Source organism: Acinetobacter defluvii (genome assembly GCF_001704615.3).
Lineage (GTDB): Bacteria > Pseudomonadota > Gammaproteobacteria > Pseudomonadales > Moraxellaceae > Acinetobacter > Acinetobacter defluvii.
This window is the reverse complement of sequence record NZ_CP029397.2, coordinates 1,940,680-1,960,426: the sequence shown is the minus strand read 5'-3', so window position 1 is coordinate 1,960,426 and position 19,747 is coordinate 1,940,680. Positions and strand designations below refer to the sequence as shown.

18 protein-coding genes and 2 pseudogenes are annotated in these 19,747 nt (G+C 38.0%); 15 read left to right on the top strand and 5 right to left on the bottom strand.

Annotated elements, in window-relative coordinates; translation table 11 throughout:
* Window positions 1-47 precede the first annotated feature (47 nt).
* From DJ533_RS11770 to DJ533_RS11700, 14 genes and pseudogenes are all read left to right on the top strand, one after another.
* The gene (locus DJ533_RS11770) at window positions 48-1,121 is read left to right on the top strand and encodes an NAD(P)H-dependent glycerol-3-phosphate dehydrogenase (RefSeq protein WP_065992848.1); all 1,074 of its coding nucleotides are present in this window, start codon (window positions 48-50) and stop codon (window positions 1,119-1,121) included.
* A gap of 72 nt (window positions 1,122-1,193) precedes the next feature.
* Window positions 1,194-1,649, top strand: coding sequence for a phosphohistidine phosphatase SixA (gene sixA, locus DJ533_RS11765; protein WP_065992853.1), 456 nt, complete (start codon window positions 1,194-1,196; stop codon window positions 1,647-1,649).
* Window positions 1,650-1,688: 39 nt separating this feature from the next.
* Window positions 1,689-2,831: a type II secretion system protein GspL gene (gene gspL, locus DJ533_RS11760; protein WP_065992857.1), complete on the top strand. Its 1,143-nt coding sequence runs from the start codon at window positions 1,689-1,691 to the stop codon at window positions 2,829-2,831.
* The gene (gene gspM, locus DJ533_RS11755) at window positions 2,831-3,310 is read left to right on the top strand and encodes a type II secretion system protein GspM (protein WP_065992859.1); all 480 of its coding nucleotides are present in this window, start codon (window positions 2,831-2,833) and stop codon (window positions 3,308-3,310) included. Before gspL ends, gspM begins: the two co-directional genes overlap by 1 nt.
* Window positions 3,311-3,400: 90 nt before the next feature.
* Window positions 3,401-4,405 (top strand): quinone-dependent dihydroorotate dehydrogenase, encoded by a 1,005-nt coding sequence (locus tag DJ533_RS11750; protein WP_065992861.1) that lies wholly within the window; start codon window positions 3,401-3,403, stop codon window positions 4,403-4,405.
* A 1-nt stretch (window position 4,406) separates the two neighbouring features.
* A complete protein-coding gene (locus tag DJ533_RS11745) occupies window positions 4,407-4,997 on the top strand; it encodes a CvpA family protein (RefSeq protein WP_065992862.1) in 591 nt (196 codons plus the stop codon).
* A 24-nt stretch (window positions 4,998-5,021) separates the two neighbouring features.
* Window positions 5,022-6,566, top strand: a complete 1,545-nt coding sequence (gene purF / locus DJ533_RS11740) for an amidophosphoribosyltransferase (RefSeq protein WP_065992863.1) — start codon at window positions 5,022-5,024, stop codon at window positions 6,564-6,566.
* Between the two features lie 124 nt (window positions 6,567-6,690).
* Window positions 6,691-8,580, top strand: coding sequence for a M48 family metalloprotease (locus tag DJ533_RS11735; RefSeq protein ID WP_065993060.1), 1,890 nt, complete (start codon window positions 6,691-6,693; stop codon window positions 8,578-8,580).
* A 129-nt stretch (window positions 8,581-8,709) separates the two neighbouring features.
* Window positions 8,710-9,390 (top strand): hypothetical protein, encoded by a 681-nt coding sequence (locus DJ533_RS11730; RefSeq protein WP_065992864.1) that lies wholly within the window; start codon window positions 8,710-8,712, stop codon window positions 9,388-9,390.
* Between the two features lie 34 nt (window positions 9,391-9,424).
* Window positions 9,425-10,396, top strand: a complete 972-nt coding sequence (locus DJ533_RS11725) for a 2-hydroxyacid dehydrogenase (RefSeq protein ID WP_065993062.1) — start codon at window positions 9,425-9,427, stop codon at window positions 10,394-10,396.
* 88 nt (window positions 10,397-10,484) lie between these two features.
* On the top strand, window positions 10,485-11,924 hold the full coding sequence (locus tag DJ533_RS11720) for a M48 family metallopeptidase (RefSeq protein WP_065993063.1): 1,440 nt from the start codon (window positions 10,485-10,487) through the stop codon (window positions 11,922-11,924).
* Window positions 11,925-12,172: 248 nt separating this feature from the next.
* A pseudogene (locus DJ533_RS11710) lies at window positions 12,173-12,919 on the top strand (IS5 family transposase).
* A gap of 39 nt (window positions 12,920-12,958) precedes the next feature.
* Window positions 12,959-13,245 (top strand): annotated as a pseudogene (locus DJ533_RS11705) (IS630 transposase-related protein).
* 19 nt (window positions 13,246-13,264) lie between these two features.
* Window positions 13,265-13,654 carry a transposase gene (locus DJ533_RS11700; protein ID WP_171488561.1) on the top strand — a complete coding sequence of 130 codons (390 nt, stop codon included), beginning with the start codon at window positions 13,265-13,267 and terminating at the stop codon, window positions 13,652-13,654.
* 356 nt (window positions 13,655-14,010) lie between these two features.
* Here the strand turns inward: DJ533_RS11700 and DJ533_RS11695 are convergent, their stop codons facing one another.
* The 4 genes from DJ533_RS11695 to DJ533_RS11680 form a co-directional block, all read right to left on the bottom strand.
* Window positions 14,011-14,613 (bottom strand): regulatory protein RecX, encoded by a 603-nt coding sequence (locus DJ533_RS11695; protein WP_065992870.1) that lies wholly within the window; start codon window positions 14,611-14,613, stop codon window positions 14,011-14,013.
* A gap of 149 nt (window positions 14,614-14,762) precedes the next feature.
* Entirely contained in the window at window positions 14,763-15,809 is a 1,047-nt protein-coding gene (recA, locus tag DJ533_RS11690) for a recombinase RecA (RefSeq protein WP_065992871.1), read from the bottom strand.
* A 158-nt stretch (window positions 15,810-15,967) separates the two neighbouring features.
* A complete protein-coding gene (locus tag DJ533_RS11685) occupies window positions 15,968-16,426 on the bottom strand; it encodes an RNA-binding S4 domain-containing protein (RefSeq protein ID WP_065992873.1) in 459 nt (152 codons plus the stop codon).
* Window positions 16,410-17,096: an HAD-IA family hydrolase gene (locus DJ533_RS11680; protein WP_065992875.1), complete on the bottom strand. Its 687-nt coding sequence runs from the start codon at window positions 17,094-17,096 to the stop codon at window positions 16,410-16,412. Before DJ533_RS11680 ends, DJ533_RS11685 begins: the two co-directional genes overlap by 17 nt.
* Window positions 17,097-17,450: 354 nt before the next feature.
* On the opposite strand from DJ533_RS11680, the gene rtcR reads away from it, so the two are divergent.
* Complete coding sequence (gene rtcR / locus DJ533_RS11675) at window positions 17,451-19,043, top strand: RNA repair transcriptional activator RtcR (RefSeq protein WP_065992877.1); 1,593 nt, start codon at window positions 17,451-17,453, stop codon at window positions 19,041-19,043.
* On the opposite strand, the gene DJ533_RS11670 is transcribed toward rtcR, so the two are convergent.
* Window positions 19,040-19,663 (bottom strand): FMN-binding negative transcriptional regulator, encoded by a 624-nt coding sequence (locus tag DJ533_RS11670; protein WP_065992879.1) that lies wholly within the window; start codon window positions 19,661-19,663, stop codon window positions 19,040-19,042. The two genes, rtcR and DJ533_RS11670, sit on opposite strands and share 4 nt — an antisense overlap.
* Window positions 19,664-19,747 lie beyond the last annotated feature (84 nt).

Genomic DNA, 19,747 nt, shown 5'->3' with positions numbered 1-19,747 from the left:
ACCATACGATTGGTATAAATGGACAAGAGTTTAGTAGGATAACAAAAATGTCAGAGTTAAAATTTTCAGATTTGGTTGAACCTGTCGTATTAAATCAAAAAACAGCACTACGCGTGACAGTCTTAGGTGGAGGAAGCTTCGGAACTGCTATGGCAAATACTGCCACGCGCAATGGGTGCGATACCATGATTTGGATTCGTGATGCAGCAGTTGCCAAAGAAATGAATGAAACGCATATCAATCAGCGTTATTTACCTGATTATCCTTTAGAGGAAGGATTAAGAGCTGAATCAAATCTTGAAAAAGCAGTTCGAGATCGTGACATTATTTTGGTGGCGATTCCGAGTCATTCATTTCGAGATGTTTTAAAGCAAATTAAACCTTTTATTAGCGCACAAGCGGTGGTGTCTTTGACTAAGGGTATTGAGGCGAAGACCTTTAGTTTTATGAGTGATATTATCCGTGATGAATTGCCTGAAGTTCCTTATGGAGTGTTGTCAGGACCAAATTTAGCCAAAGAAATTATGGCAGGACAACCTGCAGGGACAGTGATTGCCAGTGATTCAGAGCTGGTACGTTATGCAGTTCAACAAGCTTTGCACAGTGCTTTATTTCGGGTATTTGGTAGTGATGATGTGCATGGCGTTGAGCTGGGCGGTGCGCTGAAAAATATCTATGCTGTCGCAATGGGAATGGCTGCCGCTTATAACGTGGGTGAAAACACTAAAAGTATGATTTTGACACGTGCTTTGGCAGAGATGAGTCGTTTTGCAGTAAAACTTGGTGCAAATCCTTTAACTTTTTTGGGATTATCAGGAGTAGGTGATCTATTTGCAACTTGTAATAGTCCGCTCAGTCGTAATTATCAAGTAGGATTTGCCTTGGGTTCTGGTCAAAATTTAGAACAAGCCACTAAAGCTTTGGGGCAAACTGCAGAAGGGATCAATACCATTGTGCAGGTTAATACCCGTGCGAAAGAGTTGGATGTCTACATGCCCATCACTACGGCATTACATCAAGTGATCTTTGAGGGGGCACCACCTTTGAATATTGCAGTGTCTTTAATGAAAAGTGGACATCGTAGTGACGTTGAGTTCGTGTTACCGCATCATGCGGTCTAAAAAAATAGCAAACTGAGATAGTGTTGTCATATAGAATTGGTATAATTCATCATAAAGCAATAAGGAAATTTTATGCAACTGACTTTAGTTCGTCATGGGGAAGCAGCACCTCCAGTGAATGGAAATGATCATAAACGTCCATTAACTGAGCGTGGTCATGCACAAGCGGAGCAAACAGCCGACTTTTTAAAAGACATGCTGAAACCTGATATCTTTGTGGTGAGCCCGTTATTGCGTGCACAAGAAACGTTGGCGCATATCCAAAAATATTTTAGCGATGTGAATGTATTAATTTGTGATAAGATCAAACCTGATGATGATGCAAAACAAGCAATTGATTGGCTTGCACAATTGCCTTTTGAAAATATCGTAGTGGTGTGTCATATGAATGTCGTTGCGCACATTGCTGAACAGTTAACCAATGAAAATTTTCATCCATATGCATTAGCCGAAGCTCGTATTTATGAGCAAAGCGTAGTTGCACAAGGGTTATCTACACAACAAACAGCCTTTATTCCAACAGTATAAAAGTCTTTTAAAAACAAATTACACGGCAGAACACAATCGATGTTGTATTTATGGATGCCAGAAGCCGATGGGGTTTGGCAATGGTCACGTGGTGAAGAATGGAAAAGTGCAGCAAGTCTTGAGCAATTGATTCAAGAATTGAAGGCAAATCAAGCAGAAGAAGCGGTTGTTTATTTTCCGAGTCGTGAAGTACAAATTCTTCAACAAACCTTAAGCAAAGAACAATATAAAAAGCTTGGTCAGGAAGGCTTAAAATACCTCCTTGAAGAATACGTGATTGTTCCAATTGACCAAATGAAAGTTTTTTCACACTTTCAAGCGCCCAATCAAGTGACAGTATTGGGGATTAATCAACATGCTGTGACGACCATGCAGCATTCATTGTCATTGTTGCCGATAAAGATTGTTTCATTATTGCCAGATTTTCTCGTTTTACCTGTACCTACTGAAAATCAGACAGTACTTGCAAACTTAAATGGACGTTTGTTGGTACGTGAAAATGAGTGGATGGGAAATTCTGTTGATGATTTGGGTTTGTATTTAGAGTTTGCACCCAAAGAACAACAGTATAAATATGCTCAACTCAGTGCTGAACAATTAGAAAATGTTTTTGCGATCACCACCTCTGACCACTTGGAACAGTTTAATTATCAGTTTGTTGTACCGAAAAAACCAAAAAATCACCCATTTAATGTTTTGCCTAAAGCGAAGCAAGAAAGTGGGGGTATTTCAGGTTATTGGAAAGCCTGTGCAATGCTATGCGTTGCTTTGATTTTAGTACAATTGAGCTATGATGCTTTGCGTTGGGTGAAGTTAAGAAAAGTTGCTGACCAAACTGCGGTGATTGCGATTGATCAATATAAGTCATGGTTTGGTGAAAATAGTCGCGTGACTGAGCAAAATATCAAAAGTCAGTTTGAGAGTAATTTACGTTTAAGTCAAAGTGCTAATACCCAAGCCTTGCAATTGCTCAGTCGGGTGGGACCGATTTTGATGCAACATCAAATTGTGGCAAATAAAGTCAATTACGATACTGCAATTTTAAATATGGACTTGGTGGCAAATAGCTCAGATAAACTTCAAGCACTCGTGCAACAACTGAACCAACAAGGGTTTAAAGCAGAATTGGGAACGATACAGACACAAGGCGCTTCAGTCATAGGATTGGTGAAAATACAATAATGAAAGCACTTGAGAATATTCAAAATAAGTTTGATGCTTGGGCAGATCAGATCGCTGATCAGCTTGACAAAATGTCAACACGTGAACGTGTGATGGTGATCTTCACCACGATTTTTGTGGCCGTGGCGATCATTGGTTCAGCACTGTGGTATATGCACCGCGCAGCAGAAAATCAACAAAAGCGTTTAAATGAACTCAAAGACCTTGTAGTTTGGATGCAAAGCAATGTGGTTACCATGAAGCCTGCAGATGATTTGTCACTCACCGTCCCTGATAAAATTCAGCGTGTGGCACAGCAACAAGGTTTATCTATTGCTAGTCAGCAAGTGGGAGAGCAGTATCAAATCGTGGGGCAACATGAAAACTATGCAATTTTGGCAAACTTTTTAACGCAGATTGCGCAAATGGGTGTCAGCATTGAAAAAATGGAATTAATAAAAGCAGATGGGGAGATTAAATTAACAGCGACAGTACACTAAGCAGTGAAAATAAAGCAGCGAGAAGCATAGCCTTTTTTACATACTGTGCCTATAATACGGCAACTTAAAAAGCAGTAGACTTTTCTAGCTATGATGTATTCACTTGCTCGCCCAATGTTGTTTTCTTTAGCACCGGAGCGTGCACATGAGCTGACATTATCGCTGTTAAAATCAGCGCATAAAGTAGGCGCAATGCGTCAAAAAATTGCACCTAAACCTGTTACCTGTATGGGAATTGAATTTCCAAACCCAGTGGGTTTAGCCGCAGGTCTAGATAAAAATGGTGCATATATTGATGCCTTAGCTGCATTAGGCTTTGGTTTTATTGAAATTGGCACCATTACTCCAAAACCACAAGAAGGCAATCCAAAGCCTCGTTTATTTCGTATTCCTGAAGCAAAAGCCATTATTAACCGTATGGGGTTTAATAATGCAGGTGTGGATCAACTGGTTGAAAATGTAAAAGCTGCCAAATTTAAAGGTATTTTAGGTATTAATATTGGCAAAAATGCCACTACACCTGTAGAAGATGCGGTTTCTGATTATTTGATCTGTTTAGAAAAAGTTTATAACTACGCTTCTTATATTACGGTGAATATTTCTTCACCAAATACAAAAAACTTACGTTCATTACAAAGTGGTCATGCTTTAACAGAACTGTTAGAAACATTGAAAAACCGTCAACTTGAACTTGCTGAAGAACATCAGCATTATGTCCCTTTGGTGTTAAAAGTTGCGCCAGATTTAGAAGCGGGTGATATTCAGTTTATCGCCTCTCAGCTTTTAGAGTTTAAAATAGACGGTTTAATTGTCACCAATACGACTTTATCTCGTGAAGGGGTTGAAGGCTTGCCTTTTGGTGATGAGGCTGGCGGTTTGTCGGGTGCGCCTGTATTTGAAAAAAGTACTGCATGTTTGGCAGCATTTTCAAAATTACTCAAAGGTCAAATTCCTTTGATTGGTGTCGGTGGAATTTTGTCTGGCGAACATGCTGTTGCAAAACAACAAGCAGGTGCAAGTTTAGTACAAATTTATAGTGGTATGATTTACACAGGTCCAGTTTTAATTAAAGATTGTGTTGATGCCATGACCTAAAATGAACACCATTGATATTATTGTACTTGTGCTTTTGCTCATTGGAGGGCTAAACGGTTTGCGAAAAGGATTCGTCAATGCCTTTGCGAACTTAGTCGGTTGGATTTTTGCATTGATTGTTGCAGCAAAATATTCAGCAGTTTTCGCACCTGCCATGCAAGTACTCAGTCAAGATCCTGTAGTGCAAAAAATTTCTGCATTTGCATTTATTGTTTTAATTATTGTAGTTTTAACATGGATTGTGTCTGCACTACTCAATAAAATTCTAAAGACTTTTAAGCTTGGTCCACTTAACCGTTTAGCAGGAGGCACCTTGGGCACCTTGAAAGGTTTGTTCATCGTCCTCATAACTATGCAAGGATTAGGTCCATGGGTGGAAAGTTCACCTGTTTGGAAACAATCGAAAGTCATTCAAACACTTTTACCTTACGCGCCTTTAGCAACAGCTCTTTCTAAGGATGCTGCAAATGAAGCGCTCAATCATATTCATACTGAAGATCATCTCGATGATACTTCAAAAAATGAGTCTTCGAGTCAGTCTTCCTCGCCAGAAGATCGCTCGGCACACTCAACCAAGAACCCGTTTTATTAATCCTAGCTGGTCTGCGAGGTAGCTATGTGTGGAGTCGTTGGTATAGCCGGTAAATCACCTGTTAACCAAATGTTATTTGATGCGTTAACGATGTTACAACATCGGGGACAGGATGCAGCTGGGATTGTAACTTGTCACAACGGTCGATTATTTCTCAGAAAAGACAATGGTATGGTGCGTGATGTATTCCATACTCGTCATATGCGTGCATTACTTGGAAACTATGGGATTGGGCATGTCCGTTACCCAACGGCAGGTTCATCGAGTAGTGCAGAAGCACAGCCATTTTATGTAAACTCACCCTACGGGATTACACTTGCACATAATGGCAATTTAACCAATGCTGCTGAAATTCATGATGATTTATTCAAAACTGACTTACGTCATATGAATACTGACTCTGACTCTGAAGTCTTATTGAACGTATTTGCCCATGAACTGCAAAAATGTGGCACTTTGACACCGAAAGCAGAAGATATTTTCCATACTGTAAAACGTGTACATGAGCGCTGCAAAGGTGCTTATGGTGTTGTGGCAATGATTACGGGACATGGCATTGTTGGTTTTCGTGATCCAAATGGGATTCGTCCACTGATTTATGGTTCACGTTTAACTGAAACTGGTGAAAAAGAATATATCATTGCGTCTGAGTCCGTTGCGATCACTGCGCTTGGCTTTAAAGTTGAGCGTGATATTGCACCAGGTGAAGCGATTTTCATCAATGATCAAGGTGAATTGTTTACGCAGCAATGTGCGGAAAATTCACGTTATCGTCCGTGTATTTTTGAGTATGTCTATTTTGCACGTCCAGATGCGACCATAGACGGCATTTCTGTGTATAAAGCACGTTTGAAAATGGGTGAAACTTTAGCCAAGAAAATTCTTCGTGACTGGGGCGAGGATCATGATATTGATGTGGTGATTCCAATTCCAGATACCAGTCGTACCTCTGCTTTAGAGCTAGCAAATGCGTTGGGTGTAAAATTCCGTGAAGGGTTTATGAAAAACCGTTACATTGGTCGTACCTTTATTATGCCAGGTCAACAGCAGCGCAAAAAGTCAGTACGTCAAAAATTGAATCCTGTAGAGCTTGAGTTTAAGGGTAAAAATGTATTGTTGGTAGATGATTCCATTGTACGTGGTACAACGTGTAATGAAATCATTCAAATGGCACGTGATGCAGGTGCGAAGAAAGTGTATTTTGCTTCAGCAGCGCCTATGGTGAAATATCCAAATGTGTATGGTATTGATATGCCAGCAAAAGCTGAATTGATTGCATCCCATCGTACTGTTGAAGAAATTCAAGACATTATTGGTGCTGATCGTCTTATTTTCCAAGATTTGGATGATTTAAAAGCGGCGGTCAAAACCCATAAAGTACCTGAAGTAGAAGAGTTTGACTGTTCTGTTTTCGATGGTATTTATGTGACGGGTGATATTGATGCACAATATCTCACTAATCTAGAAAATAGTCGCAGTGATTTGGCGAAAAAAGAAAAAGATGGTTATATTGATGTCAATATCGATGCTGCATCGGTTGATCTAAGTGGCATTAAAGAAGAAGCTTAAACCTTCAAATAAGGTGAAACTCTTAAAAAGCGGGTAATTCCCGCTTTTTTACTTTATGATATTTCGCATGATAAATCCTGTATCATGTTCTTAATATCCTAACAATGTAATGAGGATGTTTACATTGAAAGATGTCAGCCATTATTTAATAAAAAACAAAAATATACTGTGGTCTGCAAGTATTTGCTCAGTTGCTGTACTGATTACGATTTTTATTTTAAATACGGTTTTAGGCTTATTGGTTCATTATGTTGATCCTTTAGAGTCAATATTTTGGCATTTTTTGAGTCCATTTTGTGTTGGGCTTTTATTGACTGTGATTTTAAGCTCGATCATTTATGAGTTTTATGTATTTCGTGAGGGGGGACATTCTTTAGCAAAACAATTAAAAGCTCGTCGTTTAACTTTGATCGAAAGTACCCCAGAAGAAAATGTGGCATTGAAAATTACTGAAAAACTCGCTGAGAATTTTGATATTGATGTACCTTCCGTGTATGTGTTACCAGATGAAGTTGGGGTAAATGCTTTAACAGCCGGTTTCCATCCACGCGATACGGTGATTATTTTAACGTGGGGAGCTTTGCAAAATTTAGATGAATTAGAGCTTTATGGATTACTTGGGCATGAGTTTAATCAAATTTTGTCAGGCGAAGCGAAAGAAAATACCCGCTTAAAAATTTTGTATAGTGGCTTAACCTCATTTAGTCAGTTGGGCAGTAAAATTGCTAAACAAGGTTTTGGTGTATATGAAAAAAGTCGTCGCCATAAATTTGAAACCAGTTTTGTGGCAGTCGGTGGGGTGATTTGGCTGATTGGCAGTATGGGGATTTTAATTTCTCGTTTAATCAAATACGTTACTTTGGGTGGGCGGACATTTTATAACGATTACAAAGCCAAGCGTTTGATGTTAAATAATGCCAATATCCAAACTTTATTAAGAATTTATGTGCACCATGCCGGTTCACAAATCCATAGTGAATATTCAGAGTCTATTGCACATATGTGTTTTGCAAACTCACTCAGTCCGCAAAGTTGGTTGAATATTCATCCTAGTATTGAGGATCGCATTTATGAGTTAAATCCGACATTATTACAAGATTTACAAATTGAAAATTTAAAAAAATTACGCAGCCAACCCTTGTTTGTATTGATGCGTCCTTTGGAAGAATTAAACACGGAAACCTATAGTCCTTGGATTTCACCACAACCTTTGCCATTGATTCGTTTGTCCCCGATTAGTTTTGCTTTGAATGATGCAATTAAGCCATTAAACTCGGAAGTGCGCTGCCAAATGCAACGCCCAGACTTGTTGCAACGTGCGATGCAAACCTCCACAGGTTCACGTGAAGTGATGGTGGCGATTTTAATGATTCGTCAGTATCGTGAATTTATTCCCTCAAATGCGGAAGTGAGTCGTGCCATTGTGGATGCTTTATTAAATTTAGATGGACGTGTACATATTCAAATTTTTCATGATGCCTGTGCTAATTTGGGTAATATGCCTGCAACCAGCGCACGTCAATTCGTAACAAAGTTGGCTAAAATTATTCAGGAAGATGGTGAGATTGGCTTATTAGATGCATTGTTAATTGAACGGGTCAAAGCAGAACTCAACTTATTACCATTACACACCCCATCGTCTTTAGAAACTGTTAAACCCCAAATCGTGCGCTTGATTGATGCCTTATTACATGTGCAGCAGATCAATAGTGAAAATCAGCTTGAAGTGCGCTATGACATTTTACAGCGAGTTTTAAGCAAAGAAGAATTAGAGTTGTTTCGTGAAATATCGGATGAACCAATTGATTTAAGTGAAGTTTTAAATGATATTGCGGGTTTACTATTGCGAGATCGCTTAAGTATTTTAGGGGTTGCTGAAGTCTGTTTATGGCATGATCGTATTATTACCCAAGATGAATTAGATGTTTTGGAATTGCTGTATTGGCGTTTAGGTTTTGAAACTGAAGAAATTGTTGATCAAATGCATAAGAAAAATAGCGTGATGATTATCTAGTATCTAACTTTTTGATCTATATGCTATTTTAGAAAAACCTGTTGGTTTTGTATGCTGATGAATATAAATCACAACAAAAGTGTGCAAAGCTCGGTAGAATATGCAGTGAATTAAAAGTTGAATAATGTGATGAATGTGAGTGTACAACAACACCAGCGGAGTCTTTTAGCTGCGATGGGAATCGATGTCTGGGTTCCCAAGTTAGATGTGCCTGTTCGTCACATGCAAAGTCAATTATATCGTGACAGTGCAGCACCAGAAAACGTATCAGAAGCAGTCATCTCAGATCTACTTCAGACAGAACTTGTGATAACGGAAGATATTCCTGCGCAACAACAACCAGAACAACGGTCTATTCAAGTAAAAGTTGGCTCTATTCAACACGCTGAAGTTCTTTCAGAAAAACAGCCAATAAATAGTCCAACTGAACCTATAGAAATAAAAAATCTTGCAGCTTTTGAGTTGCAAGCCATTTGCTTAAAAAGTTGTGTGATTGTGATCGATGCAACACAAATCAGCTCAGAACAACAGAAACTTTGGTTTAACATTCAAAATGCTATGATCAGTGAATATTTTGAGTTGAAATGGCCATTTCCTGTGACGCAGTTTCAAGATGGACGAGGCGTACACATGTATATTCAGGGTTTTTTGGATGCTTTGAAACATGATAAAGTGATCATCACATTGGGTGAAATTTCACACTTAAAAAATACGGATGCGATCCAATTGGCAAGTTTGCAAGAAATGTTAGCGCAGCCAAAATTAAAACGTCGTTTGTGGAAGTTTATGCAGAAATCATCAGTAAATTAAAATGATTGGGAATGCAAAACAACAGGGAAATGTCATGCAAAAGAAAGTTGTAGTGTTTAGTCAAATAGACACTGAAATTTTAGAGAAATTACAAGCACGCTATCAAGTCGTGATTATTAACCCCAAAATGGGCGATGTGAATGAGCAAATGCAGCGTGAGCTTGTCGATGCTGATGGCATGATTGGGGCTGGACGTGTACTCAATGAAAAAAATTTAGCCACTGCACAAAAACTAAAAATCATTTCTTCAGTCAGTGTTGGCTATGATAATTATGATCTTAGTTATTTAAATCAAAAGAAAATCTGGTTAAGTCATACACCGCATGTCTTGACTGAAACGACCGCAGATTTGGCTTTTACCTTACTGATGAGTGCAGCACGCCAAGTTCCGAATTTAGACCAATGGACCAAACAAGGACAGTGGAAAAGAACAGTAGGTACAGCCCAATTTGGACAAGATATTTTTGGGAAAACACTCGGCATTATTGGCTTAGGACATATTGGGGCAGCAGTGGCTCGGCGTGGTTTTTATGGTTTTAATATGAATATTTTGTACCATAATCGCCGTGAAAAAATAGAATTGGTACAACCTTTAAATGCCCAATATCGAAGTTTAAAAGATTTATTACAACAATCTGATTTTGTTGTGGTTGCTGTTGATTTAAATGCAGATTCAAAGGCTTTAATAGATGCGAATGCTTTTGATTTGATGCAGAAGCATGCTGTTTTTGTGAATATTTCACGTGGTTCAGTGGTCGATGAGCAAGCATTAACTGAGGCTTTGCAGCAAGGTAAAATTTTTTCTGCAGGTTTAGATGTCTATCAAAAAGAACCGTTACAAGTGTCGCCATTGTTTAGTTTAGAAAATGTCGTGACATTGCCACATGTGGGTTCTGCAACGGCTGAAACACGTAAAAAAATGGCAAATTTAGCTTATCAAAATCTTGTAGATGCGCTTGAAGCACGTACCCCACGTTATTTAGTGAATGAAAATTTTTCCAACTAAAATGTTGTTAAAAAACTGCTACATTTTGTCTCGAATTTGTGCTAAATCCGATGCTATAGTGGCAGTAAATATTTGTTAGAGCATGGCATTGAAAAAGATTTTACTGACACTGGGTTTAAGTCTAAGTTGTACGGTAAATGCAATGGAAGATTTCTATCCCATACATAGCCCACAGTTAGAGATTCCTGACATTGGTGGTGGTGTGGGCTTAATTGATCAGCAAAAAGAAAAAATGATTGGTGAGAAAGTCTATCGTGAAGTTCAACACCAAATGCCGATTGTGCAAAACCCATGGTTAGAAGATCAATTTATGTTGGTCTTTTCTAAAATCTTAAGTCAAACCCAAATTGGTTCACCCATCGGTTTGGTGATTGTCAAAGACCCTCAAATTAATGCTTTTGCCGTACCAGGTGGGTTATTTGCTTTAAATACAGGGATGGTGACTTCATCAAAAAATATGGATGAGGTTGTGGGGGTTATGGCGCATGAGATTGCGCATGTGACACAGCGCCACTATAGTCGCTCGCAAGAAGCATTTAAAGGGCAGGGGTTATTGGCATTGGCAGGGATTATTGTCGGTGCTGCATTAGCCTCAAAAGCAGATGGCGATGTAGGAAGTGCCGTAATGTTGGGATCTCAGGCTGCACTTTGGGATAAGCAACTTAGCTATAGCCGTAACCAAGAGCGAGAGGCAGATCGTATTGGTATGCAATTTATGTATAATGCAGGCTATAACCCTGAAAGCATGGCAGATTTTTTTGAAACTATGCATCGAGCAACCAGTCGCTTAAGTTTTTTGCCTGATTTTTGGTTAACCCATCCCTTAAATACTGAGCGTATGAGTGAGGCACGCTTACGCGCCAATCAATTCCCACGTGTGCCTTTTAACAATAACCAACAAGAGTTTGATCTGGTCAAATGGTACACTGCAGCCGTTTCAGGGCAAACCTCACAACAACAACTTGATATATTGGTAAAGCAAAATAGCTATGCAGGACTATTGGCAGCGAGTGAATATAATTTACGTCAAGGCGACTATGTACAGGCACAGAGTTATTTAAATATTGCGAGAAAAATGAATCCTGATTACACCTTGTTTAATATTATCCAAACAGATGTATACTTGGGGCAAAATAAAATTGAAGATGCTTATCAAACCATTATTAGTAAGCAGCGTATCATGCCTGAGAATAGAGCACTGACTTATAAATTAGCTGAGGTACTCATTCGTCAAAATAAAGGAAAAGATGCTGAAAAATTGGTGAATCGTTTTGTGAATAAAAATAAAACAGATATTCAAGGTTGGCAGTTATTACAACAAGCATCCAATTTAGATCAAAATAACCCAATGCGTACGGTCAATGTGTTGCGTTATCGTGCGGAAGCACAATATTGGGGAGGTGACGAAGAAGATGCTATTAAATCTTTATTACATGCACAGCGTTTGGCAAAAGATAATAATGCGATGCGCGCACGTATTGATATCCGCTTAAAAACAATGCAAGATGACCGTAAATTACGTATTTAAGTTGGTTGATGTGTGCTGAAATAACAGGAGACTTCCACTTTGGAGATTTTAGGCAGCCAACTTGTAAAAGTCCTCTGCTATAGTCAATCCGACAAAAAACAAATACAATGATGATATGAGTTATCCAATACCTTTTAGAAAGAAAATATTAGCCAAGCTTGAAGAAGGCTAGGGTCTGTTGACATTTATTGCCTAAAAAAATAGCGAGATAGTAAAATCAAATCGCCAAACCCAATTTTACTCTCGCTATGCCTCGTACAATGCTGAATGATCAACACTGGTCTAAGTTACTTGCTATTTTCCGTCACTTTAATATTTATCTCAAATTAAATTTAAGAAATTTTATTGAAGCCATTCTGTTTCGTATCAGAACTGGCTGTCCTTGGAGGGATTTGCTTCAAGAATTTGGCAATCATAACTCTATTTTTAAGAAGTTTAATCGCTGGTCTAAAAAAATAAGTTTATGAATATTTTTTAAATTATTTAGCAAACAGGCTGATAAAGAATGGATTTTTATTGATGGCAGTCATGTCAGAGCCCATCAACATTCAGCAGGGATTAAGAATCAAGATATTTCTAAAAGTATTAGTGGTAATAGTTCCAAAATTCATTTAGCTATCGATTCTGATGGTAATCCTATTGAGTTTATCATTTCTGATGGAACTTCCCATGATATCAAAATCGCTCCTGATCTTGTATCCAAATTAGATCTAACTGATCCAGATATATTATGTGCTGATAAAGGTTATGATTCAGATGGTTTCAGAAATCAAATTGAAGCAACAAAAACCAAGTCTAATATTCCAAGGAGATCAAATACTAAATCTAATAATAATCATATGGATTGGTATATTTATAAAATCAGATACTTAGTTGAGAATACCTTTTGTAGATTGAAACAATTTAGAGGGATTGAAACTCGCTTTGACAAGCTAAAGCGTAATTATCAGAGTGCTGTCGCTCTAGCCTGTATATTTATTTGGTTGCCTTTATAGAACAAATTACACTCTACAAATGTCAACACACCCTATTCTATTCGAGAAGTTGCTCTACAATTTGAAATTGATAAAAATACAATTGTTGAATGGAAGAAGCGAATCGAAATAAAAAAACTCGACCAAGGAAACCCTCTAAAGTTGATGATGATGCACTACGTGCAGATGTTGAAAAATATCCTGATGATTTTCAATATGAAAGAGCTGCACGTTTTGGCTGTGGTAAATCTACAATTGGCGATGCCCTTAAGCGGCTAAAAATCACAGTTAAAAAAAGACCTTACGCCACCCGAAAACAAAAACAGAACTCAGAGAACAATACTTAAAAGATTTAGAGCAATTGAAGTGCCAACAACCCGATCATATCTTGATGAAAGTGGCTTTAAATCACATGAACATAGAGCGCATGGTTATTCTAAGAAAGGAATACCATGTTATGGGACATACAACTGGCAATTAAAAAATCAGACCAATGTGATTGGTGCAATTTATCAAAATAAGTTATTTGCAGTGGGTTTACTTGATTGCAAAGTGAATTCAGATGTATTTCACTTTTGGGTAGAGAATTTTTTGATACCAGAATTGCCAGAGAACAGTGTAATTGTCATGGATAATGCCGCATTTCATAAACGACAAGATATTCAAGACTTAATAATGCAACACGGACATCAAATACTATGGCTCCTACCTTGCAGCCCAGATCTCAATCCTGAACAAACTTCAAGCACTGCTTGAAGTGTAGTGCAAGACGAAGTGGAGAAAATATGGGTATGGGTGAAGAAGAAAAGGAGAGAATGGTTGGTTGATTCGATAGATACTCTTTTTAGTCAATTTCTTGATGTATGTATGGGGAATTACGCGGTTTCACTATAGATTTATTACTTTTCAAACAGCGAAAAATCTCGTATCTTTCATTTTGAGAAAGTTGGGTGTATTGCTTCATGTTGTGCTTTCCAATTGAGAGTTGAAAAAATCATAATGATTATAATTCACTTAATTTTCTCAACCCATTACAAATGTGTTGTACTTAACTTTTGAATCCGCGTTATCTAAACTTTACTTTCTATTTTCTTTTAAATATCCTTTCGAGATCATTTATCAAAATCGTCTGTTTTCTTGTTAATTGCTTTCATTATCGCATCCATTTCAAAGCCTCGATATTGTAAAAAACGGATTTGTTTAGCTTTAGTTTTCGGGTCGTGACTCACTTCAGTCCCATATTTTTTAACTTTTAGTTGGTGGGCTTGCGCATACCAATCAATGTCTTGTAAATCCTCACTGACCAATGACTTATCTAAGTGTTTATTACGTAATGCCATTTTGATGCGATTAGGTCCTTTACCTTGGCGAATTTGGCTGCGTACAGTCATTTCAGCAACACGTTGATCACTTTGATAATTTTCATGGGCTAACTCTTCTACCAATGCAATAACTTCATTTCGATCTGCTGCGTATAGACACAGTTTTTCGATTAAATCTACTTTGGAATATTCCTTACGGGTTAATGTTGCAAAAGCATAAGAACGTAAACGAGTGCCTGTTAAGCCTTGCGATTTTTTTTCAGACTCTTGCTCAAAACTTAATGCTTGTTGGTCATGCGTGTCATGTTGTGCGATTTCAGGTGCAGATTCAGCAGAGAACTGTTGTTTTAATGCAGCGTAATTTAGCATTTTAGGAAATTTAGAAGCAGACATGGCAGTAGAGGAGTTCAACCTTTAAATAAGAGGTATCTAGTTTAATGCTTTTGGTGTGACGATTCCAAAATTAGATTGTATGGGTTTAGCATGATAAAAACGCCCAAATTTGGGCGTTTAGACATAGCATATACACTTAAAGATGTAACTTAGACATCTAAAAAGTCTGATTCTTCTTCGTCTTTTTCTTCAACTGGTGCAGCATTTGATGTGGTGAGTAACTTTTCACGAATCAATTTTTCGATTTCGGCTGCCATTTCTGGATTTTCTTCCATGTGACGGATGGCATTGTTTTTACCTTGACCGATTTTGTCACCTTGATATGAATACCAAGCACCTGCTTTGTGCACGATATCCTGTGCAACGGCAAGATCGACTAACTCACCTAAATGGTTAACACCTTTACCATACATGATTTGGAAAACTGCTTCACGGAACGGAGGTGCCATTTTATTCTTGACAACTTTAACACGTGTTTCAGAACCAACGATCTCATCGCCTTCCTTGACTTGACCGATACGACGGATATCAAGACGTACAGATGCATAGAATTTTAAAGCATTACCACCAGTAGTGGTTTCAGGGCTACCAAACATCACCCCAATTTTCATACGAATCTGGTTAATGAAGATTACCATACAGTTTGAGCGTTTGGCATTACCTGTGATTTTACGCAATGCTTGGCTCATCAAACGTGCTTGTAGACCCATGTGTGAGTCGCCCATTTCACCTTCAATTTCAGCCTTTGGTGTGAGTGCTGCAACTGAGTCGACTACGATCATATCAATCGCACCTGAACGAACCAGCATATCGGCAATTTCAAGGGCTTGCTCACCATTATCTGGTTGAGAAACCAATAAATTATCAATATCTACACCAAGTTTACGTGCATATTGAGGATCAAGTGCATGCTCAGCATCAATAAAGGCACAAGTTCCACCCGCTTTTTGGCATTGTGCAATCGCTTGTAAAGTCATGGTGGTTTTACCTGAAGATTCAGGACCATAAATCTCAACAATACGACCTTTAGGCAAACCACCGATACCCAATGCGATATCTAGTGTTAAAGAACCTGTAGAAACTGACTCTACTGCTTGGACAGTATTGTCACCCAAACGCATCACTGTATTTTTACCAAATTGTTTTTCAATTTGACTTAATGCAGCATTGAGCGCTTTACTTTTGTTATCATCCATCTTGAAACCTCAAAACAATATAAATTCACTATTCGCTAAAGTGGATGTCTTTAAATTTGATCTTCGTCCACATCAGCAATAGTGACAGAAAAATAATTATTGATCTACATTAAACTGCGTCATTACGACATAAGATGTCGCATATGCAATCTTTAATTTTATTCATCATGATATGACCAATTTTGCGCATAACCAGCATCATTTTCTTGTCTAAACCTACTGATGTCTCGACGGTCTTTTTTACTTGGTCGATGCTCAGGTCGTGCAAGATTATGCAATTTTCTTTGGGTTGAAATCAATTCTCGTCGTGCAATACTGACCTCGGTTTCTTCATATAATAGCTGGGCAGCGGGCGCACCACCACGAATATTCGACAAGGCTTTAACCACCACAGTTTTACGATCAAAACCTTGTTGGATAGTCAGCTCCATACCGATACGAATTTCTTTCGAAACTTTGATACGTTCGTTATTGTGGTGGACTTTACCACCTTCGATTGCTGCTTTAGCAATGGAGCGAGTTTTAAAAAAGCGAGCAGCCCACAACCATTTGTCGGCACGTACACTATCTGTTTCTTGGGTGTTTTGATCTTTCTGATTTTTAGGCTGTTTTGACATCGACATCCTTACTTTGATATTGCGCCAAAATTGGCAATAATTCTGTTAAATGTTGAATCGCTGGATAACGTAACTCTAATGGATTACGTGCAGCTTTTAAACTGGAAGGCTGCGTAATGGTGATTAGATTTGCAATTCCAAAACGTTTCGCACCTTCAAGTACTGGTGCTGTATCATCAATCATAAATGCGTGTTGCGGATCGAAAGGGTGTTTTTGTTGTAAAATTTGCCAAAACTCTACAAACTCTTTGGAATATCCGATTTCTTGACTGCTGACAACCACTTCAAAATAGGGTGCAAGATCGACATTTTCAAGTTTTAATTTTAAACCTGCACTGTCGGCATTGGTCAGTAACCAACAATGATAACCTTGTGCTTTTAAGTTTTCTAATAATTCAATACAGCCTAGGCGTGGTTGGATTTTATCTTGAAAATCATATTGTAATTTTAAAACATCAACTCCGACTTTTTCACTCCAGTATTGTGATGAATACCAAAGAATCGTATGTTTATGTTCTTGATAAAATTCAAATAAAGCACTTTTACTTTGTTCTAATGAACATTGATGAGTCTGAGCATGACGCTCAGGTAGTTTTTGATTCCAAATAAAATCATCAAATGCTAAATCAAGAAGAGTTCCATCCATATCAAACATCAGGATAGGTTGCATAGTTCAAGTACCTTTAACTGTTTTTAAAGTACAAATAATTTGTACTTTTTATTTGTTAATGATTGAAATTTAAATAAATCAAGTTATTCGATCTCGATGTATTTTTAAAGTTCAACAAGTTTTTCAGCTTTTTAAATAAAAAATGTGTACATATTTTTAAAAATCAATAGATGATCACAAGTATAGCCATAAATTTCTGAAAAATCTTTATATTGATGTAGAGACAGAGGTACTCTTAAAACAAAATCATCCTCAGTCCTAAGAAATATCTGTAAAACACGAGTAATTCATTGTATTAAAACATAAGTTTTCGTTATATTGTTTTTATTGAAACTATAAAATTTTATAGAAAATATGCAAAAGTCTAAAAAAACAGTGGTCATTGGTTTTGTTGGCTCAACGCTAGATCAAGGGAAAAAAGAAGAGCGTTGGCAGCGTTGGCGTCCGACCATGAGTTTGCTGATGCATGAGGATTTATTGGTTGATGAATTGATACTTTTGCATGACCATCGTAGTATAAGTTTAATTGAGCATCTAAAAAAAGATGCTATTCAAATTTCACCCTCTACGCAGATTACAGGACAACAAGTCAATATCCGTGATCCGTGGGATTTTTCTGACATGTATGGCGTACTGTATGACTTTGTCAAATCCTATTCATTTGATACTGAAAAGAATAATTACTATCTGCATATTACTACAGGTACCCACGTTGCACAGATTTGTTGGTATTTACTCATCGATGCACATTATTTACCTGCAAAGTTGATCCAAAGTTCACCTGCAGGCAAGCAACAGCCTGAAGGTGAATATCGCATTATTGATTTGGATTTATCACGTTATGCGGCTTTAACACAGCGTTTTGAAAATGAACAATCTGCCAATTGGCAGCAGCTTAAAGCCAATATTGCTACGAAAAATAAAGACTTTAACCAATTGATTCGAGAGGTTGAATTGGTCGCAACACGTTCCAAAGCCCCAATTTTAATTATAGGGGCAACAGGCGTGGGGAAATCACATTTAGCCAAACAAATTTATCAATTGAAAAAAGAGAAATTTCATTTAGAAGGGCGGTTGGTCGATGTCAACTGTGCGACTTTATGCGGTGATGGCGCAATGTCGGCATTGTTTGGACATATCAAAGGTTCATTTACAGGTGCAGCCAATGCCCGTACAGGTTATTTAAAAAGTGCCGATGGCGGGATTTTATTTTTAGATGAAATTGGCGAATTGGGGCTCGATGAACAAGCCATGTTACTCAAGGCTTTGGAGGATAAATCCTTTTTTCCTGTTGGTGCAGACAAAGAAGTTCAGGCGGATTTTCAATTGATTGCAGGAACCAATAAAGATTTACGGACAGAAGTGCAGGCGGGACGTTTTCGGGAAGATTTGTGGGCGCGTTTAAATACTTGGACTTTCTTTTTGCCTGATTTAAAACACCGCCGTGAAGATATTGCACCAAATATTGAGTTTGAATTACAGCGTTTTGCGATGCAGCAACAGCGTCAGTTGCGTTTTCATAGTGATGCTTTGGAAAAATATTTAAAATTTTCACAATCTTCTGAAGCGACGTGGCAGGGTAACTTTCGTGATTTAACCGCAAGTGTGACTCGAATGGCGACTTTGGCAAATGGTGAGCGGATCGGTTTGCTTGAGGTTGAAGCGGAAATTAAACGGCTACAACGCTTATGGCAGAGACAGGCTGAACCTGAAAAAGTTTCAAATTTGACCACTTTGTTTAGTGCAGAGCAGTTGGCGGAGATCGATGAGTTTGATCGGATTCAGCTTGAAGGTGTAATTCATGTATGTAAACAATCAAAATCAATGGCAGATGCAGGCAGACGTTTATTTGCCATTTCCCGTGAACAGCGCCAAAGTACCAACGACTCAGATCGAGTGAAAAAGTATTTGGCAAAGTTCGGTTTAACGTGGGCGGATATCGCTTAATTCCGTTGTAAATTTGACATTGCTTGTGCTAAACCAGCTTGATCACGACCTTTAAGTCGTTTAATCACTGCATTAAAGTCAGTTGGCTCACGGTTTTGACTGAGTTTAGATTGGGCTTGAATACGTGTAACCTCAATTTCAAAGACGACTAAGTCTTCAAGTAATGCCAATAAATAATCTTTGGGGGCATCGGACATTTTCCACGCCTGTGCGCTATTGGTTTTTTGTTCTTGTATTTTGGTCAGCATTCCGACAGCAGCAAGTTTAGATTTCTGATCATCATAAAATTTGAGTGTGCCATGCACATGAACGGCTTGATAATTCCAAGTCGGTACTTTTTTATGGTCAATGAGTTTACTTGGATAATCATTGGCAGAAATATAAGCATCTTCACCTTTGAAAATAGCAAGAACACTTTGATTTTCAGTGATTAGAGCATACATTTCATTGGCTTTGGCAATATGCCCAATGAGTATGTTATCTGATTTAAAAAGTAAAGGAATATGGTTGGCAATTAAACCTTGATCAGTGTGTGCAACGATCGTTGCTAAAGGATAATCTTGAACAAGACGTTGAATTTCTTTGGGTCGGTTTTCTTGGAATTCAGGTGCAATGAACATATAACTTCACTTTTTAACATGATGATTCTGAATTTTGATTTAAATATTTTCCTCAATTAAAAAAAATGAGGAAAATATCATTTT